Source organism: Acuticoccus kandeliae (assembly GCF_003073115.1).
The window spans coordinates 1-807 of sequence record NZ_QBBV01000015.1 but is presented as its reverse complement, the minus strand read 5'-3'; the positions used below and the strand labels follow the sequence as shown (position 1 = coordinate 807).

The window sequence follows — 807 nt, the reverse complement described above, 5'->3', positions numbered from 1 at the left end:
GCTCTTCCGATCTCTACCGGCTCAGCGACGAGCACACGGCCCTCCGCGAGGCGGTCCGGGACCTGGCGGAGAAGGAGATCGCCCCGCACGCCGCCGACGTCGACGAGCAGGGCCGGTACCCCGTCGAGGCGCGCGACGCGCTGGTCAAGGCCGGCTTCCAGGCCGTGATCATCCACGAGGAGTACGGCGGCCAGGGCGCCGACGAGCTCGCCGGCTGCATCGTGATCGAGGAGGTCGCGCGGGTCTGCGCGTCGTCGTCGCTGATCCCCGGGGTGAACGGCCTCGGGCTCACCCCGATCCTGCTGTCCGCCTCGGACGAGCTGAAGAAGCAGGTCCTGCCGTCGGTCGCCGCGGGCGAGGCGATGGTCAGCTACGCCCTGTCCGAGCGCGAGGCGGGCTCCGACGCCGCGTCGATGAAGACCCGCGCCCGCCGCGACGGCGACGAGTGGGTCCTCAACGGCACCAAGTGCTGGATCACCAACGCCGGCGAGTCGACCTGGTACACGGTCATGGCCGTCACCGACCCGGAGAAGAAGGCCAACGGGATCTCGGCGTTCGTGGTCCACTCCGACGACCCGGGCTTCGTCATCGGTACCAAGGAGCGCAAGCTCGGGATCCACGGCTCGCCGACCCGCGAGATCCACTTCGAGGACTGCCGCATCCCGGCCGACCGGATCATCGGCGCCGAGGGCACCGGCTTCAAGACCGCGCTGCGCACGCTGGACCACACGCGTCCGACCATCGGTGCGCAGGCCGTCGGCATCGCGCAGGGCGCGCTCGACGTCGCGACGCAGTACATGAAGGAGC

The 807-nt window shown here is 70.9% G+C and carries 1 protein-coding gene; it reads left to right on the top strand.

Annotated elements, in window-relative coordinates; all coding sequences use genetic code 11:
* On the top strand, positions 1-807 hold an 807-nt coding region (locus DBV35_RS29050; RefSeq protein WP_108663917.1), incomplete at both ends, for an acyl-CoA dehydrogenase family protein.